This is a genomic window from Devosia sp. (assembly GCF_028290435.1).
Classification (GTDB): Bacteria; Pseudomonadota; Alphaproteobacteria; order Rhizobiales; family Devosiaceae; genus Devosia.
In genome coordinates this window covers 12,335-38,610 of record NZ_JAQGJV010000024.1, presented here as the reverse complement: position 1 = coordinate 38,610, position 26,276 = coordinate 12,335, and the positions used below count along the sequence as shown (strand labels likewise).

Here is a 26,276-nt window from a genome sequence, read left to right as displayed (position 1 = left end):
CAAAACCTCGCAGGGGAACCCGAAATGGCCAATGTAACAATCACCGATGTCGTCAAGAACTACGGCCACCTCGAAGTGCTGCACGGCGTTTCCGCATCCGTGGCGGATGGCGAATTTGTCGTGCTGGTCGGCCCGTCCGGCTGCGGCAAGTCCACGTTGCTGCGCATGATCGCGGGGCTGGAAAGCATCAGCGACGGTGACATCGAAATCGGCGATCGGGTGGTCAACGACCTCGAGCCCAAGGAGCGCGACATCGCCATGGTGTTCCAGAGCTACGCGCTGTATCCGCACATGACGGTGCGCGCCAATATGGCGTTTTCGCTCAAGCTGGCGCGGCGCAGCAAGGACGAGATCGAGCAGATGGTCAATCGCGCGGCCGAGATCCTGGATCTGTCGACGCTGCTGGATCGCTATCCGCGCCAGCTTTCCGGCGGGCAGCGCCAGCGCGTTGCCATGGGCCGCGCCATCGTGCGCAACCCGCAGGTTTTCCTGTTCGATGAGCCGCTCAGCAATCTCGACGCCAAGCTGCGCGTGCAGATGCGCGGCGAGATCAAGGCGCTGCACCAGCGGCTTGGCGCAACGATGATCTATGTGACGCACGACCAGATGGAAGCTATGACCATGGGCGACCGGATCGTGGTGATGCGGGCCGGGGTGATCGAGCAGATAGGCACGCCGCTCGAAATCTACGATACGCCGGCCAACAGCTTTGTCGCCTCGTTCATTGGTTCGCCCTCAGTGAACCTCATCGACGGCGTCGTGCAAACCCAGAACAATCAGCTCGTGCTGCAAGCAGATGACGGAGCCATTTGGCCACTGCCGTCGAACGTCAATGTGAAAGCCGGAACGCCAGTTCAACTCGGTATTCGCCCCGAACACATCTATCTCGACCCCGCCGGGCTACCCGCCGAGGCCTTCATGATCGAGCCCACCGGCGCCGATACCCACGTCCAGTTGCGCGTCGGCAAGCAATTGCTGATCGGCGTGTTCCGCGACCGCCCCGATATTGCCCTCAATGCCACGTTCCACGTCCGTCCGGACGTGAGCCGTGCGCATGTGTTCGACAGGGTCTCGGGCAAGCGTATCGGCGCCTAGCAGTTGGAGAGCCAAACGGCTACGTAAGTCATCGATTTCCGAGTGAGAAGCGCCGTTCGCAATCTGACCGGCGCTCTCCACAACGTCGGAGCTTCATGCCGGGAAATCGGCGACGACGATCTTGCCGCGGGCGGCGCCGGTTTCGACCAGCCGATGGGCCTCGCGCATATTGGCGGCGTTGATTGGCGACAGAACTTCGGCGAGGGTGGTGCGAATTCGTCCCGCGTCGATCTCATCGGCCACAAAGCTGAGCAATTCGTGCTGTTTGCTCATGTCCGGCGTTGCGAACATGGATCGGGTAAACATCAGTTCCCAATGCAGGCTTGCGGCCTTGGTCTTGAGTTCGCCCATCGGCATCGGCAGATGCGTATCATCGATCGCCACAATTCCACCCTGTGGCCGGATCAGCTCCACTGCGGCTGCCCTGTGCCGCATGTCGTTGAAGATGGCGATGTGATCGACATATTTGAGCCCCAGGGCCCGCACCTGCTCGACCAGCGGCTCGCGATGGTTGACCACGTGATCAGCGCCCAGTTCCTTTATTTGTGGCCATCGCCGGCCTGCTAGTCGTCGTCGATCGTCACCTGGCGTGCCTCCGCCGTCTCGTCAACGACGGCGGAATTGAGCAGGCAGCGTCCGCCCTGCTGCGGCCCACTCTCGGCAAACTCGGGCTCTGGCTGGGCGTCGCGGCCCTAGGCATTGGCTTGATCATGGCCGTCGCCCTGACGGGAGTCCTGCAACGACTGAGCACCGGTGTGGCCGTTTTTGGCTGATCCTCAGCCGCTTGAGCGGCCAAGCGATCGACATGAGCACACAGGTCCGCGGCGCATGGGACCGCGCTTGTCGGCGTTCAGGCTTTGGACCCAAAGCACTGCCTGATATGCTGGATTCGGCGGCGGTGCTGCCGACTGTCCAACCCATAAAGAGTACCTCACATGTCTGACGTTGCTGCGCCCGAACGGGTCATCGACATTCGCACCTTCTGGCAAGCTGTCGGCCTGCGAGCCGTCGGCACCGCCATCGTGACCGCAGAGGCGGGGGACGGACCGCGCGGGTTTCTGGCGTTATCGGCGACCCATCTGTGTGCCGAACCGCCGATGATGATGATTTCGGTCGACAAGAAAACTTCGGCGCTGGCGACCATTCTTGAGGCGGGTCATTTCGCCATCAATTATCTGAGCACCGAGCAAGCAGAGCTCGCCGGACCGTTCGGCGGCAAGGGCGACCTCAAAGGTGCCGAGCGGTTCCAGCTCGGTAGTTGGACGAAGCTGGTGACTGGTGCACCTATACTGGTCGGCGCGTCCGGCGTGATCGATTGCCAGGTGGAAGAAACCATCGAGCGGTTCGGCACGCTGATCGTGATCGGGCACCTCGTGGATTTCAGCGCCACCGAAGGCGCTGCCCCATTGGTCTCCTACAAGGGAAAAACGCTTTGAAAACCCAGCCCTCGGCTCTCCTCGTCATGGATTTCCAAGATGAGATCGTCGCCGGTATTGCCGACGCCACCCTTGTTCCGCGGGTCGCTGAGGTGCTCGCCGCCGCGCGTAGCGCCGGCATGCTGGTGGTGTTCGTCGTGGTGGGCTTTCGCCCCGGCTATCCCGAGGTTGGAGCCAGCAACAAGAGCTTTTCCGCTGCGAAGGCATCGGGACGCTTCGTCAATCCAACGGTCATCGACGCGCTCAAGCCCCTCCAGGAGGAAGCCGTCGTTACCAAGCGCCGAGTCTCCGCCTTCGGAACCACGGATCTGGCGACTATCCTCAAGGCGCATGGGGTTAATCACATCGTGCTGGCGGGCATTTCGACCAGCGGGGTGATCCTGTCGACCACCGGCATGGCGGCTGACATGGATTACGAGATCACCATCCTGTCCGACTGCTGCGCCGACAACGACGCCGAAGTGCATCGCGTGCTGATGGAAAAAATCCTGCTCCGCCGGGCCAGTGTCATCACTAGCCAGGAATTTCTGAGCGGCCTCGTTTCGGCGGGCTGATGTAGACCCCGGGTCTGAGTAAGGGACACCCGCTCCTAATAGACATCGCTTTGATAACGTTGTGTTTTCTTGAGGTCGGTGACGAAGGTCTTGGCTTGTTGGTCGTCGAGGCCGCCATGGGTCATGACGATCGTAGTCAGCGCCACTTCGACGTCCTTGGCCATGCGCCTGGCGTCGCCGCAGATGTAGAAGTGGGCGCCGGCGGTGAGCCATTGGTAGAGCTCGGCGCCGGCTTCGATCATCTTGTGTTGGACATAGGTTTTTTGGGTGCCGTCGCGGGACCAGGCGAGGGACAAATTTGCCAGCATGCTGGATTTCTTCATCGCTTCCAGCTCGTCGGAATAGAAGAAATCGGTCGCTTCGCGCTGGTGGCCGTAAAACAGCCAGGCTTTGCCCGGCGCATTGATCGCCTGACGCTCCTCGAGGAACGATCTGAACGGGGCGATGCCGGTGCCGGGGCCGACCATGATGATCGGGGTGCTCGGGTCGGCGGGCAGGGCGAAGCCGTGCGCCTTTTGCACATAGACCAGGACGTCTTGGCCGGCATCGGCGCGGTGGCCGAGGAAGGTGGAGGCACAGCCGTGGCGGGTGCGGTCGGCGATGTCGTAGCGGACGACGTCAATGGTGAGGGTGACCTGGCCGGGGACGGTCTTGGGCGAGGACGAGATCGAATAGAGGCGCGGCTGCATCGGCTCGAGCACTTCGATGAGGGCTTCGGGATCGGGGTGGATGCCGGGGAACTTTTGCAGGGCGGCGAGGACGTCGAGGGTGGCGATATCGCCATCGGGGTCTTCGCCGCGGGCCAGGGCTTGGGCCTTCTTCCGGCGCTCGCCGCCGGTGAGGTGGGAAATGAAGGTGAACAGGGAGTCGGGCGCCAGGCCCAGCGAAGTGTCCTCGATCAGCACCTCGCGGAGGGTGCGGTCGGCGATGGGGAAATCGGGAGGGATATCGAGCGCGGCAAGGATGGAGTCGGCGAGCTCGGACGGGTTCTTGGCGAAGACGCCGAGGCTGTCGCCGGCCTCGTAATCCAGCGCCGAGGCCGACAGGTCGATTTCGACATGCATGGTGGTCTTTTCCGAGCCTTCGCCGTTGAGGCGGCGGCGCGAGAGGAGGCGGGCGGCGACCGGATGGGTGCGGGAGCGGCCGGGTAGGGTCGTGGCCTCGGGCTTGACGGGCTTGGCCTCTTCGGGATCGAGCACACCGCCGCCCATTTCTTCGACGAGGGTTTTGAGCATGCGGGCGGTGGCCTTGCCGCCGGGGACGCAGAGATTGAGGCGCGGTTCGGCCTGTTCGGTGATGGCACTGGCGTAGTTGGCGCAGCTATAGCCGCACTGGCCGCAATCCTGCTGGGCCATGGCGGCCATCATGCGCTGCTTGAGCGGGCGCGGCGCGGCCATGGCCATGCGCTCGTCGATGGGCAGGGACGGGTCCTTCCAGGGCGTGCTGGTGTCCTCTTTCGGCGCCGACACTTCGGCGATCGGAGGCTGGGACTTCAGCAGGGTTTCGAAGAAGAAGCCATTGAGCCATTTGCGCTGGAGTTCGCTGAACGGCGCGCTGGCGGGGATGATCTCGATGGGGGCAGAGACGTGGATGCTCATCAGGCAGGCTCGCTGGCGAGAGTTTTGAGGGTGGCGATATCGTGGCGATTGGCGAAGGCAAAGAAGCTTTCGGCATCGTGGTCGCGGTGCTTGAGGTAGGCGCCGAGCAGGCTTTCGACCGCGCTGGGGCATTGCTCATTGGGGATATCGCGGAAGATTTCGCGGCCGATCTTGGCATCGGCGCCGCTGCCGCCGCCGATATAGATGTGAAAACCTTCGATGGGCTCCTGGTCCTCGCCCGGGGTGATCTTGCAGGCGACTAGGCCGATATCGCCGATATAGTGCTGGGCGCAGGAATGGTGGCAGCCGGTGAGGTGGATATTGACCGGCTGGTCCATGGTGAGGCGCGCCTCGACCTGGGTAGCGATCAATTCGGCGGTGCCCTTGGTGTTGGAGGCGGCGAACTTGCAGCCGGTATTGCCGGTGCAGGAGACGAGGCCGGCGCGGATTGGGGTGGCGGTGGTGGCGAGGCCCAGCACGTCGATGGCCGCGACGGCATCGGCGACGTGGGCATCGGGGACACCCGACAGCAGCAGGTTCTGCCAGACGGTGAGGCGGATATCGCCATCGCCAAATTCGGCAGCGATTTCGGCGAGGCCGCGCATCTGGATGGCGGTGAGCTTGCCGCTGGGCAGCACGACACCGATCCAGTTGAGGCCGCTCTGTCGTTGGGCATGCACGCCGATATGGGCGAGGCGGTCGGGCTGTGCGCGATCCTTGACCAGGTCGTCGGCGATGCGGGTCAGCGGCGTGCCGAGCGTGTCCTCGACGGCGGCGAGGAATTTTTCAAAGCCCCAGGCGTCGAGCAGGTATTTGAGACGGGCCTTGGTGCGATCGGTGCGGTCGCCATGGTCGATGAAGACGCGCACGATGGCGTCGGCGACGCGGGTGGCATCGGCGGGCTTGAGATAGACGCCGGTGGGGCGGGCAAAATCCTGGTGGCCGGTGATGCCGCCCAGCGCGAGGCGGAACCAGACGCCGGGCTCGACCCCGCCGCCGTCGACGACCTCGACGGCCTGAAAGCCGATATCATTGGTGTCTTCCAGCGCCGCGATCTTGCCGGCGCCGTCGAAGGCGACGTTGAACTTGCGCGGCAGGCCATGCAGCGTGCGGTTGTTGAGCACGTGATAGGCCCATTCCCGCGCATAGGGGCGGGTGTCGAGCAATTCCTGGGGATCGACGCCGGCGGTCGGGGTGCCGGTGACATTGCGGATATTGTCGGCGCCGGAGCCTTTGGTGTGGAGGCCGAGGTCCTGAATGGCTTCGATCAGGCTGACGGCTTTTTCGGCGGGAATTTCGCGAATCTGGAAATTGGCGCGGGTGGTGATGTGGGAATAGCCGCCGCCATGGGTGGTGGCGAGCATGGCGAGGCCGGCCAATTGCCAATGATTGAGAATGCCATTGGGCAGGCGCAGGCGGCACATATAGGAATTCTGGTTGGGCGCCACATAGAACAGGCCGTGGAAGCGCCAGCGGAAATTGTCCTGCGGCTTGGGATATTGCCCGCTTTGCGCCTGCGCCTTCATGCGGGCATAGGCATCGTGGGGGTGTTCGTCGCGCTTGAAGTTTTCCTGATCGACCAGCGTACGTCCCTCGGCCTCGGTGCGCGCCATGGCCTTGAGGTGGGGCGCATCGGGGCCGACCGGTTCGGCCGGGGCGGCCGCGCCACCTCCGGCCGAACGGGCCGCGTTCATGCCCGCAACGAGGCCTTCGAGATAACGGCGCTGCTCGGGGCTGAAATCGCTGTCCATTTGGGCTTACTCCGCCGCGACGGTGGCTGCGGGGACGGCGCTGGGCAGGCGGGCCTGCTTGCCATTGGCCAGCCAATAGGCGCCGCCCATGAAAACCACGCCGGCAATCACATTGCCCAGCGTGACGTAGCCCAGATTATAGATGGCGCCGCCCAGGGTGACGGTATCGGGATGAGGGGCCAAGAGGGCGATGGCGAAGACGGTCATATTGGCGACCGAGTGTTCGTAGCCGCTGGCGATGAAGGCGAACAGGCACCAGAAAATCAGAATAGCCTTGCCGGCATCATCCTTGGCGCGGGCGGCGCTCCAGATGGCCAGGCACACGAGCCAGTTGCAGAGAATGCCGCGGGCGATCAGTTCGAGCGGGGCGGCGTGCATTTTGGCGGCGGCGGTGACGAAGATCATGTCGGCGCCGGTTTTGAGGATTTGGCCGCCACCGCCCATGATGAAGAGGGCCGCTACGAGAACCGAGCCGATCAGGTTGCCGACCCAGGTCATGACCCAGGAGCGGCCGAGGCCCGACATGGGCACGGTGCCGCGCAGGACGCCGATGGTCATGATCATGGTGTGGCCGGTGAACAGTTCGGCACCGGCAAAGATGACCAGCGACAGGGCGATGCCGAAGCTGGCGCCCATGACCAGCGGGCGAATGGAGGCATCGACCAATTGGCCGAGGCTGAAAATGAGGATGATGGCGAGGCCCACATAGGCGCCGGCCATGGCTGAGCCGATCATGAAGCCAACGGGATTATCGCGAATGGCACGGACTTTTGCGGCGGCGGTGTCGGCGAACTGGTCGATGGTGGATTGATACATTGTCGTCCCCTGTTGCGTTGAGCCAAAACGAAAAGGCCGCCAACGGGAAAACCGCCGGGACGAGCCGGGGGAATCCTGTTGGCAGCCTTGCCTATCTGCGGCGCCCGTCATTGGACGCCAAAATGATGCGATTGCTCGCTTCGGATTGGATGTTGCAAGGGACGTGCCAGTTGGGAGGGGTTAGGTTTACCAGTGGGTTAGGGGATTTGGTGCGGCGCGGGATGGGTGCGCGTGCGCACAAATGGGCGGCATATGGGTTATAAATTGATCGATATGGCTGTGTGATTATATTGTAGGCAATGTCTCGGGCGGGTGGAAACAGGCGTTGGGAGATCAATCGACATTTGGGTTTTGCACAACAGTTCGGGGCCACCGGGGGCGTTCCCTCCCCCTTGAGGGGAGGGTTAGGGTGGGGGGGAAGGTTGAGCGGGAGTGGAGCTCCACTCTGGTGGCGAGCCACCCCCACCCCGGCCCTCCCCTCAAGGGGGAGGGGGGATCGGGGGCTCTCCGGGATCGTGCGTCACTTGAAGTTGGGCGCAGCTAAAGCAGTGCGGACCAGTCGAAGCGGGCGCCATCGAAGAAGCCGTCGGGGAATTGCAGCAGGGGGCCAGCGGGGGTGGCCAGCTCAGTGGGCTCGGTGATCAGGCCATCGATCTTGTAGTCGTCCTGAGGCACCGGAACGCCCAGCGGCGCGAGGGCAGCGCGGTAGAGATCGGGGCGGAATGACGCGGCGGCCAGCGCCAGGTTTTCTGGGTTGGCCTGCACCTGGCCCCAGCGGACCATCTGCGCGTAGAACCACGCGGCGTGGCTTTTCCAGGGGAAATTGGCGGCGCCAGCGTACGGCACGTAGAAGCGCTCGACCTGGCGGGAGGCATCGGCGCCGATGGCGAGGTGGCCGGTGAGGGCGCCGGCAATCAGATCGGCTGGCTGGTCGAGAAATTGCGGCTGGGCCATGATCCGCGCAGCTTCGGGCAGGTTGGCGGGGTTGCTGGACCAGAGGGCGGCTTGGTGCAGGGCGCGGATCAGCGCAGCCAATGTATCTGGATTGGCCTCGGCCCAGGCGGCGCGCATGCCGAGGACCTTGTCGGGGCTGGAGCGCCAGATGCGCGATTTTGTGGTGACGATGCGCGCAGTTCCGGCGCGGACGGCCACGCCGCCCCAGGGCTCGCCGACGCAGTAGCCGTCGATGGCGCCGGAGGCCAGCGCATCGGGCAGCAAAGGCGGTGGAAGGACGACGATTTCCACGTCACGATCGGGGGTGACACCGCTGGCGGCCAGCCAATAGCGCAACTCGTAATTGTGCGAGGAGTCCTGATGCACGACCCCGAAACGCAGGCGCTTGGCCGAGGCGCGGACAGTCGCGGCGAGGGCGAGCCCGGTTGTGGCGGGATCAAGGTCGTCGGTGGCGCCATGCGCGAGCATCCGCGACCACAGATCGAGGCTGACGGTGACCGCATTGCCGCCATGACCGAGCGCCATCGGCGCGATGAAGGGCACCGGCAGCGGCGACAGGCCGAGATTGGCGGCGACCGGCATGGGCGCGAGCATGTGGGCGACATCGAAATGGCCGACGCCGACGCGGTCGCGAATATTGGCCCAGGAGGTTTCGCGCATAAGGCGCAGCGACAGGCCCTCGGCGGCGGCAAAACCCTGTTGTTCGGCGACCACCAGCAGCATGCTATCGGTCAGCGGCATGAAGCCGGCGGTGATGATGGTGTGGCTCATCTCAAGGCTCCAGCAGACCGGCGGCGGTAATCAGGCTTTGGGCGATATCGGCCATGCGCTTGTTCTGGTTCATCGCCGTCGTGCGCAGCAAAGCATGGGCCTCGGCCTCGCTGATATTGCGCGAGCGCATCAGGATGCCCTTGGCCTGCTCGATGACCTTGCGGTCTTCCAACTCGCTGCGGGCCTCGCGCAATTCGCGCTTGAGGGCCGAGAAGGCGTTGAAGCGGCTGATTGCCATATCGAGGATCGGCTTGACGCGCTCCTTGCGCAGACCATCGACGATGTAGGCCGACACGCCCGCCGCGACCGCCGCCTCGATGGAGGAAGTGTCGGAGCGGTCGACGAACATGGCGATGGGGCGCTCGAGCGCGCGGGACAGGGAGAAAAAATGTTCAAGGCGATCGCGGTTGGGATTTTCGAGATCGATCATGACGACGTCGGGGGCGACCTGCTCGACCACGCGCGCGACGGCGTCGATATCGATCACCACGGCGACCCGGCTATAGCCAGCCTCGCGCAGGCCTTCCTCGATGATCGAAGCGCGGATGCGGTTGTCGTCGATGATCAGAATGGACAGGTCGGGCTGGTTCACGAGGGCATTCTGGCTGAGCGGTGGCAACAAGCAAGGGGCGGTTGTGCATGCGTCGTCTGCAGGGGAGCAGGTTCATTTTGCCAAGCGGTACTGAAATGGAAGTTGGTTACGTAAAGGCACCGAATAACGCATGGCCATGCCTTCGGGCGGAGCGGCGGAACTGGTAGCCTTGCGGCCCTCTCCCTCTTCGTCTCCAAAGGGCTATTATGGCTAAACTTACTCTCATCAGCTTTCCGACCTGTCCGTTCGTGCAGCGCGCCGTTATCGCGCTCAAGGAGAAGGGCGTCGATTTCGACGTGACCTATATCGACCTGGCCAACAAGCCCGACTGGTTCCTGGCGCTGTCGCCGCTGGGCAAGGTGCCGGTGCTCAAGGTCGAGCGCGACGGGCATGAGCCCGCCATCGTGTTCGAAAGCGCGGTTATTCTGGAGTATCTCGAGGAAACGGCTGCGGGCGTGAAGCTGCATCCGGCGGATCCGCTGGAGCGGGCGCAGCACCGGTCGTGGATGGAATATGGCTCGCAGCTGCTGGGCGATATTTTCAAGTTCAACAGCGCCAAGGATGTGACCGAACTGGACGCGGCGCGGCAGGGCGTGCTGGCAAAGTTCAAGCGGCTGGAGGATACGGTGACCGGGCCGTTCTTCGCGGGCGAGCAGTTGAGCTATGTGGATACGGTGTTCGCACCGGCGTTCCGGCAGCTCGACGCGCTGGAGACGGTGGTGCATACGGGGCTGTTCGACGGGTTCCCCAAGCTGTCGGTTTGGCGCCAGGCGCTGGCGGTGCGGCCGAGCGTCAAGGCGGCGGTGCCGGACAATTTCGTGGAACTGCATCTGACGCGGTTGCGCAACAATGACGCGCAAGTGCTGAAGTTGGCGGCGTAGGAATGATGTGCCGGCGGCGGTGACGCTGCCGGCAATTTGCTTATTTGCGGGGCTGGAACAGGGCCAGAACCATGGTCAGGGCGGCCATGATCGCGGCGAATGCCACCGTGCCGATGACGGAATAGCCGTCCACGATGTAGCCGCCGATCATTGCACCCACGGCGATAGCGACCTGGAAGCAGACCACCATCAGGCTGCCGGAGGCTTCCAGCGCATCGAGCGCGGCGCGTGACAGATTGGTCTGCAGCACGATGGGCGCGGTGCCGAAGGCGAAGCCCCAGAGGGCGACGAAGCTGAAGGCGGTGCCGCTATGCGTGCCCCAGAGCAGCAGGGCTAACGTTGCTGCAGCCAGGGTGACGCCGGTGACCACCAGACCGACGCGCACATTGGCATCGGCCATGCGGCCACCAGCGATATTGCCGATGACGCTGGCGACGCCATAGCCCAGCAATGCCCAGGCGACGGATGTGGTGGGAAGCTGCGTGACCTGTTCAAGGAAGGCGCGGACATAGACGAAGCCGGCAAAATGCCCGGTGACCAGCAGCAGCACGGCGAGCATGCCGAGCTGGACGCCACGCCGCCGCATCAGCCCGAAGATTTCGCCGAGGCTGGTGGCTTTGTCAGCGGGGAGAGTGGGCAGGCTGACCACTTGCAGCAGCATGGCGATGGCTGCCGCGCCCGCCGTTGCGGCCATCGCGGTGCGCCAGCCGAACCAGTCACTGACCACGGCGCCGATCGAGGGCGCGGCGATGGTGGCGAGCGATACGCCGACAAAGATGATGGACATGCCCCGGCCCAGCGAGCCGACGCCGACCAGCCGTGCCACGACGGCGGCGGACAGTGACCAGAAGGATGCCAAGGCAATACCGAGACCGGCGCGGCCGAGGAGTAAAATCCAGAAGTCAGTCGCCGTGGCGGCGACAATATTGGAAATGATGGCGAGGGCGCTAAGGCCGACCAGTACGGTCTTGCGGTTCAGCTTGCCGATGGCGACGTTGGCGAATAGCGCGGCGACCGCGCCAACGCTGGCGGTGGCGGTGACCACTTGTCCGGCGGTGCCTTCGCTGATGCCGAGATCGGCGGCCATCGGGGTGAGCAGGCCAGCGGGCAGGAACTCGGCCGAAACCAGCGCGAAGGTGGCGACCGCCATGGAGACGACGGCGAGCTTGGTGCTGGTGCTCCAGTGGTCGTCGGCAGAGGCCGCGCCGTCCAGCGGAAGTGTTGTGTCAGTCATAGAAGAGCCTCCAACGTTTGGAGGGCTTTCATAAACGAGCTTTGTCGGACGATATGTATCTTAAAGTCCGAATTCTATGACCGTTTGTCCGGAAGGTTCGCGCCGGACCGCGCCGGGCGAGGTCCCGGTGGTGCGCTTGAAGGCGCGGGCGAAGGAGGCTTCGGATTCGTATCCCAGCCGGGCGGCGACTTCGGCCACCGCCGTGCCGCTCTGGCCGAGCCATTCCTGGGCCAATTGCATTCGCCAGCGCGTCAGGTAATGGGCGGCGCCTTCGCCCAGCAGCGCGCTGAAGCGTTCGGCGAAGACGGAGCGTGATTGCCCGGCGACGCCAGCGAGGCTTTCCACCGTCCAGTTGTTGCCGGGATCGCGATGCATGGCGGCCAGAGCCCGGCCCACATGGACGTCGCGGATGGCGGCCAGCCAGCCGGTGGTCGAAGAACTGGTGCAATCGACCCAACAGCGGATCAGCCGCGCGGTCAGCAAATCTGCCATGCGCGACAGAATGGTGGCGCCACCCATGCGGGGCTGCGCGGCTTCCGCGGTCATGGCGGCCAGCAAAGGGCCGACCATAGGATCGTTAGCGGCTATGTCGCGGCTCTTGATGATCGAGGGCATCAGGCTGATCAGCGGATGCAGTGCGCGGGCGCCCAGCGCCATCGAGCCGACAAACAGAGTGCTCGTGGGCCCGGGGCCGTCCTGCACCATCTCGCAGACATTGCCGCCGAAGCGGGTCACCTGGCAGCTCTTGAGCGTGTCGCCCGCAACATCGGGGGCGCTGGCCAGGCGGTGGGCATTGCCCTGCGGCAGCAGTACCAGATCGCCGTCGTTCAACTCCTGCCAGCCAAATTCATCGGTGTGAATCCAGCACGGACCCTTGCTGACAAAGTGAAAGCGCAGAAGCGGCTGTTCGGCAAAACCAATGCCCCATGGATGCTGCAACTCGCAGCGCCCATAGCTGACGCCGCTTAGGCGGAAGTCCTGCAGGACTTCGCTCAGCGCATCCATGGGGACAGCGGACGGCAAATACGGGGCGGACGAATGGTCAAGCATCAGAGTAATCTAGCTACTGACCGTCCGGCGATCAAGCCACGTATTGTCGCCAGTTGTGCTGTTCCTTGAAGCCGAGCACGTCGCGGATTTTGCGGTTGGAGATGGGTGCTTCATATTCGCCCATGGCACGGGTGATCGGCGAATTGGGGGCCCATTGCTTGAGGAAGCCCTCGGTCGGCGCGTTGGCGGTGATCTGGTCATTCACGGCGTTGAACACCTGATAGCCGAGGCCATCCTTGGCGATGCAGAGATCGACAATCTGGCCGAGATCGCGGGCGTCGATATAGCTCCAGGCATTGCGCTTGCGCGACGCCGGATCCGCGAGGAAGCCGGGAAACATGGTGTATTCGTGCGGCTCGATAACGTTGCCGATGCGCAGGGCATAGACGTCGATGCCGCTGCGCATGGCGAAGGCGCGGGCGGTCTTTTCGTTGACGACTTTGCTGAGGCCGTAGGAGTCCATCGGGTCGCTGTCATAGTCTTCCTCGAGCGGGAAGCTATGAAAGTCCTTGTCGCCCTCGGCAAAGCAGACGCCATAGGTGGTTTCGCTGGAGGCAATGATGACCTTCTTGATGCCCAGCTTCACGGCGGCTTCGAGCACGTTGTAGGTCGAGGTGACGTTAGCGGTGAAGGTGGTGTTATCGGGGCGCAGCAGCACGCGGGGGACGGCGGCGAAATGCACCACGGCGTCAATGGGGGCGGGACCGATGCCGGTGGCGAATTCCTCAAGGCCGAAATGCATGGAAAGAGCGTTGAAGGTTTGGCCGCTATCGGTGAGGTCGGTCACTAGCGTGTTGACGCCGGGGTGGTTGAAGGGGACCAGATCGAGATTGAGCACTTTGTGGCCCTTGTCGAGCAGGTAGGGCACGACATGGCGGCCGGCTTTGCCGCTGCCGCCGGTGAAGACGATGCGCTTGGTCATGAAAGATCTCCGATAGTCAGTTGGTTTTGGCGGCGGGTAAGTCCACGCCGGTGATCTGGGCAATGAGGCGGGCCGGGGAGGCGTCGTCGTCGCGCCCCATGCCGGCGGCGGCGGTCGCCAGGAACAGTTGCAAGGCCGAAGCGGCGATGGGCAGCGGGAAGGTTTCGGCGCGGCCGATATCGCTGACGATGCCGAGATCCTTGGTGAAGATATTGACGGCGCTCTTGGGCGCGTAATCGCCATCGAGAATGTGCGGCACGCGGTTTTCGAACATCCAGGAATTGCCGGCCGAGGCGGTGATGACCTCATAGACCTTGGCGATATCCAGCCCGAGCTTGCTGGCGAAGGTGATGGCCTCGCAGGCGGCGGCGATGTGCACACCGGCGAGGAGCTGATTGACGATTTTAAAGGAGGCGCCGATGCCGGCCTCGTCGCCCAGCTCGTAAACCTTGCCAGCCATCACATCGAGGGCGGGACGGGCGGCGGCGAAAGCCTCGGGCGTGCCGGAGGCCATGAAGGTGAGTTCGCCGGTATTGGCGCGGGCGGCGCCGCCGCTCATGGGGGCGTCGAGATAAAGCAGGCCGCGTTCGGCGCAGCGGGCGCCGAAGGCCTTGGCGGCGGCGGGCGCCATGGTGGCGCAGGAGATGATGACGCTGCCGGGCGCCATGGTCGCCACGATGCCGTCAGTGCCGAACAGCACGGTTTCGGTTTGGGCGGCGTTGACGACGACGACCACGGCGATGGTGGCATCGCGGGTGGCGTCGGCGGGGTCGGTTGCGGCGCGGCCGCCTTCGGCTGCAAGGGCGGTCACTGCTGTGGCTGTGGGGTCATAACCGCTCACGGTGTGGCCCGCGCGGAGCAGAGATTTGGCCATGCCCAAGCCCATCGAGCCCAGGCCGATTACGGCGATAGTGGCGGTCATGCCCGGTGTCCTTTTGCTGCGAACGAGGCCGCATAAGCGGTTGCGGTCGATTGGTTTGGCGTTTATGTTAGCGCTGTCATTTGGCGGCGATCATGACCACGCTCGGCCCGCCAAGTCAACAATTTTGCCGAGGACAGACTTAAAGCCATGGGCGCCAAACGGCTGGCAGGACGACAACGCGGGGTGACGCTGGCCGATGTGGCGCTGCTGGCGCAGGTCAGCGAAATAACCGTGTCGCGCATCCTGCGCAATCATGGGCCGATCGGCGCGGACACGCGTGAGCGAGTGATGGCGGCGGTGCGCGAGACGGGCTATGTGCCCAACCGGCTGGCTGGCGGGCTGGCGTCGTCGGGCTCCAAGCTGGTGGGGGTCATCGTGCCGTCGTTGACCAATATCGTGTTTCCCGAAGTGCTGGGCGGTATTCGTTCGGCGCTGGAGGGGACAGGGTTTCAGGCGGTGATCGCGGTGAGCGATTATGACCTCGATACCGAGCAGGAGTTGATCGCCTCGTTGCTGGCGTGGAAGCCCGAGGCGATGGTGATTGCCGGGCTGGACCATACCGATATGGCGCGCGCGATGCTGGTGGGCAGTGGCGTACGCATTGCCGAGGTGATGGAAATCGACAGCCAGCCCATTGATCTGGCGGTGGGCTTGTCGCACCGGCAGGCGGGGTTTGATACGGGGCAGTATCTGCTGGGGCGTGGGTATCGGCGGTTTGGTTATGTGGGGCATGACTGGACGAGCGATCATCGCGCCAGGCTGCGCCATGACGGGCTGGTGGCGGCGCTGGGCGAGGCCAAGGTGGAGCTAGTGGAGACCTGCCGGTTCGAGGGGCCGAGTTCGATCGGGGCGGGGCGCGATATGCTGGCGCAGATTTTGGCGCGGCGGCGCGACCTCGATGTCGTGGTGTTTTCCAATGACGACATGGCGACGGGTGGCGTGTTTCATTGCCTGGGCGCGGGCATCAAGCCGAAGCAGGATTTGGCGCTGTTCGGGTTCAATGGGCTGGACGTCGGGCAGGCGCTGCCGACGCCGCTGTCCACGGTGCGCTCCAATAGGTTTTTGATCGGCAAGACGGCGATCGAGAAGCTGCTGGGGCAGCGCGAGCGGCCGGAAACGCGCGAAATCATCGATACCGGCTATGAGATCATTACGGGCGCGACTGCCTGATTTTTGGGATTTTAAGCATGCTGCTTGGAGCTATCGCGGACGATTTGACCGGGGCTACCGACCTGGCGCTGATGCTGGCGCGTAACGGCATGAAGACGGTGCAGTATATCGGCGTGCCGCCGGAGGGCGCCGATTTTGGTGATGCGGAGGCGGTGGTGGTGGCGCTGAAATCGCGCACTATCGCGGCGGGCGAGGCCGTGGAGTTGTCGCTGGCTTCGGCGCGGGCGCTGCTGGCGGGCGGGGTGGAGCAGATCGTTTTCAAATATTGCTCGACCTTCGATTCTACCGACGAGGGCAATATCGGGCCGGTGGCGGAGGCGCTGTTGGAGCTGTTGGAGGCGCCGATTGCGGTGGCGTGTTCGGCATTTCCGGCGGCGGGGCGGTCGATCTATATGGGGCATCTGTTTGTGGGGCAGGTTCTGCTGTCGGAGTCGCCGATGAAGGATCATCCGCTGACGCCGATGCATGATGCCAATCTGGTGCGGGTGCTGCAGCGGCAGTCGCAGGGCAAGGTGGGGTTGGTGCCGCTGGCGGTGATCGAGCAGGGTGCGGATGCGGTGCGGGCGGCGCTGGAGGCGGCGCGGCAATCGGGGCATCGACTGATGATTGCCGATGCGGTGCGGGACGAGGACTTGCGGGTGCTCGGCGCGGCGCTGGAGGATGCGCGGCTGATTACAGGCGGCTCGGGCATTGCGATGGGGCTGCCGGACAATTTCCGGAAGCAGGGCCGGATTGGCACCACGCAGTTGCCGGTGCGGATGGCGGCGCCTGCAGGACGAGCTGTCGTTTTGGCGGGATCGTGCTCGGTGGCCACGCAGGGGCAGGTCGCAGCCGCCATCGCGGCGGGGTGCCCGGCGCTGCGGATCGTGCCCTTGGACATCGCGTCCAACACGCAGACTGCGGCGGCCATTGCGGAGTGGGTTATCGCTAGCGCCGGTGGGCAGCCGCCGCTGGTCTATTCCACAGCCGATGCCGAGGCGGTCAAGGCGGTGCAGCAGCAATTGGGTCGCGACCGCGCGGGGACGCTGGTGGAGCATCTGTTGGCGGAGGTCAGCGTGATTTTGAGGGACCGAGGATTCTCCCGGTTCATCGTGGCGGGTGGCGAAACTTCCGGGGCGGTGGTGGAGGCGCTGGGGGCGCGGGCGTTGCAGATCGGGCCGGAGATTGCGCCCGGCGTGCCGTGGACGCGTAGCGTAGGTGGGGCCGATCTGGCGCTGGCGCTCAAATCGGGCAATTTTGGTGCTCCGGATTTCTTTGTGACCGCATGGGATATGCTCGATGACTGACTCGATCCGCCATGCGGAAAACCTGGTGCGCGAGGAGATTGCCAAGGTCGGCAAATCGCTGTTTGAGCGGGGGCTGACTTTTGGCTCGACCGGCAATATCAGTGTCAAACTGGGCGATGGCGGCTGGCTGATGACGCCGACAAATGTCTCAATGGGGGAACTCGATCCGGCGCAACTGTCGCGGTTCGATGCGCAGGGCCAGCATATCGGCGGCGGGCAGCCCACCAAGGAGGCGGTGCTGCATCTGGCCATGTATGGCGAGCGCGCGGATGCGGGCGCGGTGGTGCACTTGCATTCGACCCATTCGGTGGCGGTGAGTGTGATCGAGGGGCTCGATCCGGATGATCTGCTGCCGCCGCTGACGGCGTATTATGTGATGCGGGTGGGGCGGTTGCCGCTGGTGCCGTATCTGCCGCCGGGGGATCCTAGCCTGGCGCGGGCGGTGGGCAAGCTGGCGGGCGCGCATCATGCAGTGCTGCTGGCCAATCACGGACCGGTGGTGGCCGGCACGACGCTGGCCAATGCCCAATATGCCACCGAGGAACTGGAGGAAACGGCCAAGCTGTTCCTCATGCTGCGCGGCATGCCCATCAGGCCGTTGACGCCGGAACAGGCGGACGAATTGCGGCAGCGCTACAATCTCAAATAGGCGACAACGGAAGCGTTGTCGGTGCGATCTGGCGGCGCTTGACGCGATCTCGGGATGGCTCCGGCTTGCGCCGGGGTGACCGTGGGTGGGGAGGGTGACGTAGCAGGCACCGACGCCCGCGGCCTATTCCGACGAGCGTAGTTGCCGGACCCGTTCGAAGGCTACGGCGATGATGATGCAGCCGCCGATGAAGGCGCCTTGCCAGAAGGCGTTGATGCCCAAAAGGCCCAGGCTGTTGCGGATAATTTCGATCAGCGCCGCGCCGATCAGGGCGCCGATGGCGGTGCCGACGCCGCCGACGAGGCTGGCGCCGCCGATGACGGCTGCGGCGATGACCTGCAACTCCATGCCGGTGCCGATATTGGTGGTGACGGCACCCAGCCAGCCGGTCTGGATGATGCCGGCAATGCCCGCCGACAGGGCCGAGATCATATAGACCGCCACCTTGATCAGCCGTACTGGCACGCCGGTCAGGATCGCGGCGCTTTCATTGCCGCCAATGGCGTAGAGATGGCGGCCAAACTTGGTCCAGCGCAGGATGAAGCCGACGATGATGGCCAGCGCGATCATGTACAGGACCGGATTGGCGATGCCGAACAGCCAGGCGCCGCCGCCCAGGTCGAGCAGGCGCGCATGATCGGGGCCGAATTCGAACACCACGGTATTGTTGGACGCCACCATGGCGAGGCTGCGCGCGATCGACAGCATGCCCAGCGTGACCACGAAGGGCGGAAAGCCCAGGTAGGCGATCAACACCCCGTTGAAAGCGCCCACCGCCAGCGAGGTGACGATGGCGACGGTAATGCCGATTTCCAGCCCGTAGCCGGCATGCATCGTGATGGCCAGCATCATCGAGGAGAGGCACAGCACCGAACCCACCGACAGGTCGATGCCGCCGATGATGATCACCATGGTCATGCCCAGCGCGATGATGGCGGTGAAGGTGACGTTGCGGGTGATGTTGAAGATGTTCTTGGAGGTGGCGAACGAGTCCGTCGCGAAGGACAGGAAAATGCAGGCCGCGACGATGGCGACGAAGACCCAGAACACCTGGCTTCTTAGCAACAAGGCCAGCGGCGTATGGGTCTTTTGCGCGATTGTCTGATCGAGTGTGATTGTCATGTGCCTAGACCCGTTCTATTGCGCCAGTGATGAGGCCGGTGACCTCTTCGGGTGAACTTTCGGCAATTCTGCGATCCGCCACCATGCGTCCGCGCCGTAGCACGATGACCCGGTCGGCGACGTCGAACACGTCGGGCATGCGGTGGCTGATCAACACCACGGTGACGCCCTGGTCGCGCAGCCGACGGATCAGGTTGAGCACTTCGGCCACCTGGCGCACCGAGATGGCGGCGGTGGGCTCGTCCATCAGCACGACCTTGGCGTCGGAGAGTCTGGTGCGGGCGATGGCGACTGCCTGGCGCTGGCCGCCGGACATGCTCTTGATCAGGTCGCGCGGCCTTGTTTCCGATTTCAATTCCGCGAAGATTTCAGCGGAGCGTTTGTACATGCGGGAATAGTCGAGGACGCGCAGCGGGCCGAACCAGCGATGCACTTCGCGCCCGAGGAACACATTGGCGGCGGCCGTCAGGTTGTTGCACAGCGCCAGGTCCTGGTGGACGATTTCGATGCCATGGCGGCGCGCATCGACGGGGCGGTGCATGTTGAGCGGTTGGCCGTCCATGCGCATGGTGCCTTCGCTCGGCGAGAAATTGCCGGCGATCATTTTGACCAGGGTGGATTTGCCGGCCCCGTTATCGCCCATCAGGCCGACGACCTCGCCCGCCTCCAGCGAAAACGACACGTCGTTAACCGCCTGGATGGCGCCGAAATGCTTGGAGACGTTTGCCAGTTCCAGTATCGCCACTCTGTATTCCTCTGCGCGCACGCCACCGATCCCGCTCAAGACGGCGGGTTTGGCAGGCGACTAAGCTGTCCGGCTTCTCCTCCCAGGACGAAGACGTTGCCCAGCTTATGCAAAGGAGCTAGCGGGCGTCAACTTAACGGTTAGGAAATAAAGTCATTGTTTCGTTGACGGCGATAGCGGGGCGATATTAGCTGTGCGCCGGAGACCGAGGAGGCCGCGAAGACGAATATTTTCGTTCCGCGGACGGTTTCTGCCAATCATCGGGAGGAAACATGAAAAAGATCGTTCTATTTATGGCCGTGGCCGCGCTCGCCCTGAGCGGCAGCCAGGCCTTCGCCGCCAAGAAGCAATTGGTCATTGTGGTCAAGGGCCTCGACAATCCGTTCTTCGAAGCCATCCACCAGGGCTGCCTGAAGTGGAATTCGGAAAACACCGACAGCGAATATGAGTGCTTCTATACCGGCCCCGCATCGACATCCGATGAAGCCGGCGAAGCCCAGATCCTGCAGGACATTCTGAGCAAGCCTGATACGGCGGCCGTCGCCATCTCGCCCTCCAATGCCCCCTTGATCGCCAATACGCTCAAGAGCGCCGCCCCGACTATTCCGGTCATGACGCTCGACGCCGACCTGACCAAGGCCGATGTCGCCCTGCGCAAGACGTATCTCGGCACCGACAACTACCTGATGGGCCAGAAGATCGGCGAATACATCAAGGCCGCCAAGCCGACCGGCGGCACGATCTGTACCATTGAAGGCAATGCTGCTGCCGACAATATCCTGCAGCGCGCCCAGGGCATGCGCGACGCCCTGACCGGCCAGAAGGGCCTTGCGGCTCTGGCTGGCGAAGGCGGCTGGACTGAAGTTGCCGGTTGCCCGGTGTTCACCAATGACGATGGCGCCAAGGGCGTTCAGGCCATGAGCGATATCCTGGCGGCCAATCCCGACCTCGATGCTTTCGGCATCATGGGCGGCTGGCCGCTGTTTGGGGCGCCGCAGCCCTACCGCGACCTGTTCAAGCCCTTGGCTGACCGGATCGCCAGCAACGACTTCGCCATCGGCGCTGCCGATACGATCGGCGACGAAGTTGCCATCGCCAAGGAAGGTCTCGTGACCGCGCTCGTCGGCCAGCGTCCGTTCGAAATGGGCTACAAGGCCCCATCGGTGATGATCGACCTGATCGAAGGCAAGCCGGTCGAAGATCCGGTGTTCACCGGCCTTGATGAATGCACCAAGGACACCGTCGACACCTGCATCCAGAAGTAAGGCATAGCGCCGGACTTCGAGGGATTTTGTCAGGGCGCGCCAATGTGGCGTGCCCTGATTTCGTTGGTGCGGCCGCATTCATCCTGCTGGTGCAAATCGAATATTGATCATTGGCAAATGGCAGGTCGGTGATCTTTCCAACGCGGCACGCTCGGCTTACCAATAGAGGATGTCCGATATCCTGACCCAGCGCGAAACTGCTCCGGCGGGCCGTCAAGGTGGACCCGGTCTCGAGGCCCTGCGGCAGGAGGCCGAAATTGGCGTGCCCTATGATGTGGGGCTCGACCCGGACGATCCGGCATCGGTGTTTCAATTACTCGATATGGGGCGGGCGCAGGGCATTGCGGGCGCGCTGCTGACGATTATCGAAATATCGGGCGGGGCGCCGCGAGCGCTCGGGGCGCAAATGGCTGTGTTGGCCGATGGCCGCTATTGCGGCTATGTGTCGGGCGGCTGCGTCGAGGCGGCGGTGGCCGGCGAGGCGATCCGCGCTATCGGCGCCAACAAGGACGAGGTGCTGCGCTTCGGCACCGGCTCGCCGTTCCTCGATATCAAGCTGCCCTGTGGGGGTAGCATCGATGTGCATGTGCATGTGCGGCCCAAGGTTGAACTGGTTGATCTTGCGCTGTCTCAGCTGGCTGCGCGGACGGCGTTTTCGGTGGCGTTGAATCCGGGGACGGGCACTGCGCATTATCTGGCAGGGTCCGGCAATCGCGATCGGAGCGAATGGCAGGGTTTTGATTTTGTGCGGCATTATCATCCGCTGACCAAGCTGATCCTGATCGGGGAGGGCCCCGAACTGGTGGCCGTGGCTCGGCTGGGCCGTGCGGCGGGACTGCCGGTGTGCGCTTATATGACCGCCGATGCGGGCTCGGCTGCCGCGGGACAGGTGGGGGCGGAGGTGACGGTGCTCAATGGCGCCACCATGCCGGCGCTGCCGGTCGATCCCTATACGGCGGTGATTTTCCTCTTGCATGACCGGTTCAAGGAAAGCCGGTTGATGGAGAGCGCGCTGAGCTACGACCCGTTCTATATCGGCGCGCTGGGGAGCAGGCGCACGCATGCGGCGCGGGTGACGCGGCTGCATTCGGCGGGCGTGGCCGATGAGCGGATCGAGCGCCTGCATGGGCCGATCGGGTTTTTTGGCCCAACGCGGACGTCGTCGTCGTTGGCGCTGTCGGTGCTGGCGGAAATCACCGATGCGCGCATGCGGCTGGACGGCTAGTGGTCGAGCTGGGCGGCACGGCGCTGCTGGTGCTGGCGGCCGGGCTGTCGCAGCGGTTCGGAGAGGGCAGCAAGCTGATGGCGCCGCTGCGGGGCAAGCCGCTGGCGCTGCATTTTGCCGATACGGTCGCGGGCGCGGCGTTTGCCCATAAGCTCGTGGTGTGCCGGCAGGGTGATGCGGTTTTGCAGGCCGAGTTCGCGGGCAGGGGCTTTGAGGTCGTGGTCAATCCCGATAGCGGGCGGGGGCAGGCATCGTCGCTGGCCTTGGGCGTGACGGCATTCATGCGGCGGAACCCGCAGGCCATTATGGTGTGCCTAGCTGATATGCCGTTCGTCACTGTGGCGCATTTAGAGGCTGTGGTTGGCGCACTTGGCAATAATGTGAGCGTCGTTGCGTCGCGTTTGCCAGCGGGGCAACCCAGTCCACCGGCGGCTTTTGCGCCGGTTCATTTCGATGCGCTAACGCGGCTTGAGGGGGATAAGGGCGCGCGGTCGTTGCTGGCAGGGGCGTATTTGATCGACGCGCCCGCAGACGTACTGGCGGATTTCGATACGCCGGGGGATTTTGCCAATCTGGGCTAGCGGCGAACCGCGGGCGTTTCGATGTTCAGTCCTTGGCCGCGCCAGCGTTCGAAAAGTTCCAGGTCGACGTACTCCTGCGATCCCGCTGGATAGGGCTCGGCCCGTACAGCTTCGTTGCACCAGGCAAACATGCGGTTGGTGGAGCCCATGGTTTGCCAGAGGGCGCGGTAGATGGGGAAGCCGTTGAGCTGGCCCTGGCTGATGGATTCGCCGCGCAGGTGGTCGCCGGCGTGTTGCTCGTGGCAATTGGCGCAGGAGAGGTTGAGCTGGCCGCGGCGCTGGTAGAAGAAGGCCTTGCCGCGTTCGAAGCTTTCGGCGGCCGGGCCGACGATCGCCACGGACTGTGGTAGGCCCTTGGACTGCGTGGAAACGAACGCTGTGATCGAGAGCAGGGGTTCGGATTCGTAGGGGAAATCGGGCTCGCCCTGGCGCTCACGGCGGCATTGGTTGATCTGCTGTTCGAGGTTGATGACGTGGCCGGCTTCGGCCGAATAAGCGGGATAGCGGGTGGCGACGCCGCGCATGGCGGTGGTGGCATCGCCGTGGCAACTGGCGCAGGATTTGCCGGAGGCGACCTTGGTGTCGTCCCAGATGGTCTGGCCTTCCTCAACCCAGAGCAGGCCGGGATTGGCGAAATCGTCGTCCTGCAATTGCTGGACTTCGGTGGTCATGAAGTCATAGCCCGAAATGGGCTTTTGCGCCGGCACCTGGTCGGCCGCGAACACCGCGGCGAAGGTCGCCACGATGCCGGCACAAGCCATGATGGCGACGAGGGCGCGGTTCATGTCACTTCGAGCTGCTCGGTGGCAGTGGTTATCGTGCCGTCCTGATCGACCCAGCGGAAATCCACCGGGCCGGATGTGGTCGCCTTGAGGAAGAATGAGAAATACGGATTGGCCGAGAGGCCCGGCTCCAGCTTGACGCTGAACACTTGGCCGCCGTCATAGGAACAGGAGAAATCGGTGATGATCTCCACCGGAATGGCAGTGCCCTGGCTATCGAGCCGGAAGCCGTTTTCCATCGGGTGCTGGATGATGGCGCGGATTTCCACGGCATCGCCGGCCTTGGCGGTTTTGGGAACGCGGATGCGGGTATTGGGCATGGGTGTCTCCTAATACCGCAATTGCAGGCTGTCGCAGGCGCCGACGGTGACCAGCACGCGCACCTGCGCCTGCCAGATCGTGCCATCACTGAGTTCGGCCATGGCGATGACGTCCTGTGTGCCACTGAGGCGCATATTGGTGCTGAATTCGGCGGTCGCCGCCTTGGGGCCGAACATCATGGCAGCGATCAGCGGGCGCGGATTGCGATTGGCGAAGACGACGACGCGCTTGACCCGCTCGGTGTCGCTCATGGGGCTGTCGACGGTCACGGTCAGCGGCACGGTATTGCCGGTTTCGGCGAGGGGCGGCAGCTTGAGCGCGATCTTGCCATCCTGGCGCGGGGTATCGCCAAAGGTGTCGCTGATGGCCTGGGCGACGCTGGCGTCGTCGGCGCGCACCGGCATGGCCAATAGCATGACGCCGGCGCCGATGCCGGCGAGAACGCCGCGGCGGCTCCAGTTCGCGCTATTGTCGTATTCCATCATCTCAATTGCCTTTCAGGGTCAGCAGGAAGGCGATCAAATCTTCCACCTGCTGGGCGCTCAGAATGGTCTTGCCGGCATATTGCGTCTGCACTCGGGTCAGACCCTCGGTGGTGAAATAGGCCGGCATCAGCGTATCGGGATCGAGTGCCTTGGGATTGACGATGCGCTGGCGCAGTTCGGCGGCGGTGAGCCTTGAGCCGACGCCATCCAGCGGTGGCCCGATATCGCCATTGGCCCCATCGGGGATTTCGGCCACCGGAATGTGGTGGCAGATCGAGCAATTGCCCAGGTCCGAATTGACCGCCACAGCCTTGCCGCGCGCGACGTCGCCGGGCACATCGGTCAGCGGCTGGGTTATGCCGGCCTGTGCCAGCGCCACGCCGGGCGCCAGCAGCATGGCCGCCAGCATGGCGGCTAGCCGAACATTTCGGCGGTGATGTTCTCGTACCATGAATGGGCGTATTTCGCCTCGCTTTGGTGAACCTCGTCCGATGCGCCCTCGGGGGTGAACCGGTTGTCGTCGAACACCAGATTGATGGTGTCGCCCGCCACTTCGAACACGTCGACCACCTCGAAGGCATAGTCGGCCTTGGCGAAGCTGTAGCAGACATTGATCAACTTGGCCGGGGTGAACTCGGTTCCCGCGATATCGGCCAGGATCGCTGCGCCGCAGGCCTTGGCCTGATTGTTGGCGCTGAACCCCGATTTCGGCATGGCGCCGGCAATGGTGGCGTCACCGAGCACATAGATGCCCTTGTGGACGGTGGATTCGAAGGTCGCCGGATTGATCGCGCAAAACCCCTGACCGGCGTCGAGGCCAGCGTCGATGGCGATCTGGCCGGCGCGCTGGGCCGGAATGATATTGGCGACGGCCGGCTGGTAATCGTCAAAGCTGGTGGAGACGGTCATGGTCGACGTATCCACCGACATGACGATGCCGGATTGCGAGCCGGGAATCCATTCCACCATGCCCGGATAAAGGTTCTTCCAGGCTTCCTCGAACAGAGGCTGCTTGGCAAAACTCTCATTGGCGTCGAGGATCATGATCTTCGACTTGGGTTTGCTCTGGGTCAGGTAATTGGCGATGAGGGTGGCGCGCTCATAGGGGCCGGGTGGGCAGCGGAACGGCACGGCCGGCACGCCGATCACCACGAGGCCGCCATCGTCCATGGCTTCGAGCTGGTTGCGCAGCAATGTGGTCTGCGGGCCGGCCTGCCAGGCATGCGGCATGATCTCGGCGGCCTCGGCGCTGTAGCCCTCGATGCTGTCCCAGACGAATTGAATGCCGGGGGACACCACCAGGTAATCGTAATCCAGCACTGTGCCGCCAGCCAGGGCGACGGTCTTCTTGTCGGCGTCGATGGTAGTGGCGGTATCGTGCACCACGGTGACGCCGGCAGCAGCGATGCCGTCATAGGTGAAGGTGACGTCGGCAATGGACCACAGCCCGCCGATGACGCCGTTGCTGAACGGGCAGGTGGTGAACTGCTTGTCGCGCTCGACCAGGGTCACCGACAGGTCGGGACTGTTGCGGCGCAGATAGCGGGCGATCGAGGCGCCACCAAAGCCCCCGCCGATAACCACCACCTTGGCGGCCGTAGCGGCGCGGGCGGGGCCGGACATCAGCAGGGGCGCGGCAAGACCGGCAGCGGCTGCGGCAACGAAATCGCGGCGCGATAATTTGATCATGGTGTGGGGCTCATGGCGCTGAAATAGGCGGCCAAAGCGGCGATCTCGTCGTCGGTATAGCCGCGGGTAATGCGGTTCATGATGGTGGCTTCGTTGGGGGCGTCGCGGAAGGTTTTGAGCAAGGCCACCAGGTCCGCCGCGGGTCGTCCGGCCAGACTGGGCACAGCGCCGAGGCTGCGACCCTGCAGGCCATGACAACTGGTGCAGGCCTGCGCCAATTGTCCGCCGGGGGAGGTTTCCTGCGCGCTGGCGGGAAGCGCCCCCAACGACAAAGGCGCCATAAAAATCAGAGCTATCAAGGCTATGCGCATACCGATGCCCCTCCCGAGGCAGCGAAACCCTAGCCCAAATGCGATTGGGGACGCCAGGGCTTATGACTG

At 63.9% G+C, this 26,276-nt stretch carries 29 protein-coding genes; 11 read left to right on the top strand and 18 right to left on the bottom strand.

What is annotated here, in order from left to right:
- Positions 1-24 precede the first annotated feature (24 nt).
- Positions 25-1,095, top strand: a complete 1,071-nt coding sequence (locus tag JWP26_RS06660; protein ID WP_299724954.1) for an ABC transporter ATP-binding protein — start codon at positions 25-27, stop codon at positions 1,093-1,095.
- A 93-nt stretch (positions 1,096-1,188) separates the two neighbouring features.
- On the opposite strand, the gene JWP26_RS06655 is transcribed toward JWP26_RS06660, so the two are convergent.
- Positions 1,189-1,629 (bottom strand): zinc-binding dehydrogenase, encoded by a 441-nt coding sequence (locus JWP26_RS06655; protein ID WP_299725062.1) that lies wholly within the window; start codon positions 1,627-1,629, stop codon positions 1,189-1,191.
- A gap of 11 nt (positions 1,630-1,640) precedes the next feature.
- Between JWP26_RS06655 and JWP26_RS06650 the strand changes: the two genes are divergently transcribed.
- The 3 genes from JWP26_RS06650 to JWP26_RS06640 all read left to right on the top strand — a co-directional run bounded on the left by JWP26_RS06650 (position 1,641) and on the right by JWP26_RS06640 (position 3,085).
- Positions 1,641-1,868, top strand: a complete 228-nt coding sequence (locus JWP26_RS06650; protein WP_299724952.1) for a hypothetical protein — start codon at positions 1,641-1,643, stop codon at positions 1,866-1,868.
- A gap of 162 nt (positions 1,869-2,030) precedes the next feature.
- Positions 2,031-2,531 carry a flavin reductase family protein gene (locus tag JWP26_RS06645; protein WP_299724950.1) on the top strand — a complete coding sequence of 167 codons (501 nt, stop codon included), beginning with the start codon at positions 2,031-2,033 and terminating at the stop codon, positions 2,529-2,531.
- Complete coding sequence (locus tag JWP26_RS06640; RefSeq protein WP_299724948.1) at positions 2,528-3,085, top strand: cysteine hydrolase family protein; 558 nt, start codon at positions 2,528-2,530, stop codon at positions 3,083-3,085. Before JWP26_RS06645 ends, JWP26_RS06640 begins: the two co-directional genes overlap by 4 nt.
- Positions 3,086-3,120: 35 nt before the next feature.
- Here the strand turns inward: JWP26_RS06640 and JWP26_RS06635 are convergent, their stop codons facing one another.
- From JWP26_RS06635 to JWP26_RS06615, 5 genes are all read right to left on the bottom strand, one after another.
- Positions 3,121-4,683 (bottom strand): sulfite reductase subunit alpha, encoded by a 1,563-nt coding sequence (locus JWP26_RS06635; protein WP_299724946.1) that lies wholly within the window; start codon positions 4,681-4,683, stop codon positions 3,121-3,123.
- A complete protein-coding gene (locus JWP26_RS06630; RefSeq protein WP_299724944.1) occupies positions 4,683-6,434 on the bottom strand; it encodes a NirA family protein in 1,752 nt (583 codons plus the stop codon). Before JWP26_RS06630 ends, JWP26_RS06635 begins: the two co-directional genes overlap by 1 nt.
- Positions 6,435-6,440: 6 nt before the next feature.
- Positions 6,441-7,250 (bottom strand): nitrite transporter NirC, encoded by an 810-nt coding sequence (nirC, locus tag JWP26_RS06625; protein ID WP_299724942.1) that lies wholly within the window; start codon positions 7,248-7,250, stop codon positions 6,441-6,443.
- Positions 7,251-7,790: 540 nt separating this feature from the next.
- Positions 7,791-8,975, bottom strand: a complete 1,185-nt coding sequence (locus JWP26_RS06620; RefSeq protein ID WP_299724940.1) for a CmpA/NrtA family ABC transporter substrate-binding protein — start codon at positions 8,973-8,975, stop codon at positions 7,791-7,793.
- A 1-nt stretch (position 8,976) separates the two neighbouring features.
- Complete coding sequence (locus JWP26_RS06615) at positions 8,977-9,567, bottom strand: ANTAR domain-containing response regulator (RefSeq protein ID WP_299724938.1); 591 nt, start codon at positions 9,565-9,567, stop codon at positions 8,977-8,979.
- A 203-nt stretch (positions 9,568-9,770) separates the two neighbouring features.
- Between JWP26_RS06615 and JWP26_RS06610 the strand changes: the two genes are divergently transcribed.
- Positions 9,771-10,448: a glutathione S-transferase family protein gene (locus tag JWP26_RS06610; RefSeq protein ID WP_299725060.1), complete on the top strand. Its 678-nt coding sequence runs from the start codon at positions 9,771-9,773 to the stop codon at positions 10,446-10,448.
- A 40-nt stretch (positions 10,449-10,488) separates the two neighbouring features.
- Here JWP26_RS06610 and JWP26_RS06605 read toward each other — a convergent pair whose 3' ends face one another.
- Genes JWP26_RS06605 through ltnD form a run of 4 tightly spaced genes read right to left on the bottom strand, consistent with a single transcriptional unit; the run spans position 10,489 to position 14,576 of the window.
- The gene (locus JWP26_RS06605; RefSeq protein WP_299724936.1) at positions 10,489-11,682 is read right to left on the bottom strand and encodes an MFS transporter; all 1,194 of its coding nucleotides are present in this window, start codon (positions 11,680-11,682) and stop codon (positions 10,489-10,491) included.
- Positions 11,683-11,742: 60 nt separating this feature from the next.
- Positions 11,743-12,732, bottom strand: a complete 990-nt coding sequence (locus tag JWP26_RS06600) for an AraC family transcriptional regulator (RefSeq protein WP_299724934.1) — start codon at positions 12,730-12,732, stop codon at positions 11,743-11,745.
- Between the two features lie 31 nt (positions 12,733-12,763).
- The gene (locus JWP26_RS06595) at positions 12,764-13,654 is read right to left on the bottom strand and encodes an NAD(P)-dependent oxidoreductase (RefSeq protein ID WP_299724932.1); all 891 of its coding nucleotides are present in this window, start codon (positions 13,652-13,654) and stop codon (positions 12,764-12,766) included.
- Between the two features lie 16 nt (positions 13,655-13,670).
- A complete protein-coding gene (gene ltnD, locus JWP26_RS06590) occupies positions 13,671-14,576 on the bottom strand; it encodes an L-threonate dehydrogenase (protein WP_299724930.1) in 906 nt (301 codons plus the stop codon).
- 147 nt (positions 14,577-14,723) lie between these two features.
- On the opposite strand from ltnD, the gene JWP26_RS06585 reads away from it, so the two are divergent.
- From JWP26_RS06585 to otnC, 3 genes are read left to right on the top strand one after another with little or no spacing between them, the layout of a single operon-like run.
- Positions 14,724-15,746: a LacI family DNA-binding transcriptional regulator gene (locus JWP26_RS06585; RefSeq protein WP_299724928.1), complete on the top strand. Its 1,023-nt coding sequence runs from the start codon at positions 14,724-14,726 to the stop codon at positions 15,744-15,746.
- Positions 15,747-15,763: 17 nt separating this feature from the next.
- Positions 15,764-17,032 (top strand): 3-oxo-tetronate kinase, encoded by a 1,269-nt coding sequence (otnK, locus tag JWP26_RS06580; RefSeq protein ID WP_299724926.1) that lies wholly within the window; start codon positions 15,764-15,766, stop codon positions 17,030-17,032.
- Entirely contained in the window at positions 17,025-17,681 is a 657-nt protein-coding gene (gene otnC / locus JWP26_RS06575) for a 3-oxo-tetronate 4-phosphate decarboxylase (protein WP_299724924.1), read from the top strand. Before otnK ends, otnC begins: the two co-directional genes overlap by 8 nt.
- Positions 17,682-17,804: 123 nt before the next feature.
- Here otnC and JWP26_RS06570 read toward each other — a convergent pair whose 3' ends face one another.
- Positions 17,805-18,803: an ABC transporter permease gene (locus tag JWP26_RS06570; protein WP_299724922.1), complete on the bottom strand. Its 999-nt coding sequence runs from the start codon at positions 18,801-18,803 to the stop codon at positions 17,805-17,807.
- A gap of 4 nt (positions 18,804-18,807) precedes the next feature.
- Complete coding sequence (locus JWP26_RS06565) at positions 18,808-19,548, bottom strand: ATP-binding cassette domain-containing protein (RefSeq protein ID WP_367184081.1); 741 nt, start codon at positions 19,546-19,548, stop codon at positions 18,808-18,810.
- 272 nt (positions 19,549-19,820) lie between these two features.
- Between JWP26_RS06565 and JWP26_RS06560 the strand changes: the two genes are divergently transcribed.
- The 3 genes from JWP26_RS06560 (at position 19,821) to JWP26_RS06550 (ending at position 22,619) form a co-directional block, all read left to right on the top strand.
- A complete protein-coding gene (locus tag JWP26_RS06560; protein ID WP_299724918.1) occupies positions 19,821-20,813 on the top strand; it encodes a substrate-binding domain-containing protein in 993 nt (330 codons plus the stop codon).
- 169 nt (positions 20,814-20,982) lie between these two features.
- Complete coding sequence (locus tag JWP26_RS06555; protein WP_299724916.1) at positions 20,983-22,038, top strand: XdhC family protein; 1,056 nt, start codon at positions 20,983-20,985, stop codon at positions 22,036-22,038.
- Positions 22,038-22,619: a nucleotidyltransferase family protein gene (locus JWP26_RS06550; RefSeq protein ID WP_299724914.1), complete on the top strand. Its 582-nt coding sequence runs from the start codon at positions 22,038-22,040 to the stop codon at positions 22,617-22,619. Before JWP26_RS06555 ends, JWP26_RS06550 begins: the two co-directional genes overlap by 1 nt.
- Here JWP26_RS06550 and soxA read toward each other — a convergent pair.
- The 6 genes from soxA to JWP26_RS06520 are packed head-to-tail and all read right to left on the bottom strand — an operon-like array spanning position 22,616 to position 26,162.
- On the bottom strand, positions 22,616-23,404 hold the full coding sequence (gene soxA / locus JWP26_RS06545) for a sulfur oxidation c-type cytochrome SoxA (protein ID WP_299724912.1): 789 nt from the start codon (positions 23,402-23,404) through the stop codon (positions 22,616-22,618). The two genes, JWP26_RS06550 and soxA, sit on opposite strands and share 4 nt — an antisense overlap.
- The gene (gene soxZ, locus JWP26_RS06540) at positions 23,401-23,721 is read right to left on the bottom strand and encodes a thiosulfate oxidation carrier complex protein SoxZ (protein WP_299724910.1); all 321 of its coding nucleotides are present in this window, start codon (positions 23,719-23,721) and stop codon (positions 23,401-23,403) included. Before soxZ ends, soxA begins: the two co-directional genes overlap by 4 nt.
- A 9-nt stretch (positions 23,722-23,730) precedes the next feature.
- Positions 23,731-24,207, bottom strand: a complete 477-nt coding sequence (locus JWP26_RS06535; RefSeq protein ID WP_299724908.1) for a thiosulfate oxidation carrier protein SoxY — start codon at positions 24,205-24,207, stop codon at positions 23,731-23,733.
- Between the two features lies 1 nt (position 24,208).
- The gene (gene soxX / locus JWP26_RS06530) at positions 24,209-24,616 is read right to left on the bottom strand and encodes a sulfur oxidation c-type cytochrome SoxX (RefSeq protein ID WP_299724906.1); all 408 of its coding nucleotides are present in this window, start codon (positions 24,614-24,616) and stop codon (positions 24,209-24,211) included.
- A gap of 5 nt (positions 24,617-24,621) precedes the next feature.
- Complete coding sequence (locus JWP26_RS06525; RefSeq protein WP_299724904.1) at positions 24,622-25,896, bottom strand: NAD(P)/FAD-dependent oxidoreductase; 1,275 nt, start codon at positions 25,894-25,896, stop codon at positions 24,622-24,624.
- Complete coding sequence (locus JWP26_RS06520; protein ID WP_299724902.1) at positions 25,893-26,162, bottom strand: c-type cytochrome; 270 nt, start codon at positions 26,160-26,162, stop codon at positions 25,893-25,895. Before JWP26_RS06520 ends, JWP26_RS06525 begins: the two co-directional genes overlap by 4 nt.
- Positions 26,163-26,276 lie beyond the last annotated feature (114 nt).